Origin of the sequence: uncultured Duncaniella sp. (genome assembly GCF_910578445.1) — a bacterium.
Classification (GTDB): domain Bacteria; phylum Bacteroidota; class Bacteroidia; order Bacteroidales; family Muribaculaceae; genus Duncaniella.
In genome coordinates, this window is sequence record NZ_CAJTQC010000038.1 from 1 (window position 1) to 271 (window position 271).

1 pseudogene is annotated in these 271 nt (G+C 44.6%); it reads left to right on the forward strand.

What is annotated here, in order from left to right:
• Nucleotides 1-271 (forward strand): annotated as a pseudogene (locus QZ311_RS11565) (transposase); the annotation flags it as partial.

The window sequence follows — 271 nt, forward strand, 5'->3', positions numbered from 1 at the left end:
CCGAGTCATTACAGCCACAATGATATAGTGGCACTTGACCGTGCATATATCAACTATGCCAAATTTGAGGAACTGACAGACAGAGGTGTGGTATATGTCACCAAGATGAAGAAAAACCTCAGTTACGAGGTTCTTGTGGACTGTATGTATCAGAATCCACAGGGCCTGATGGAGTACCGAGAGCAGGTGGTGGTGTTCCGTAAAGACGGCTTCAACCACATTGCCAGGATAATAACATACGTTGATATTAAGAAAGGCAAGAAGCCTAAGC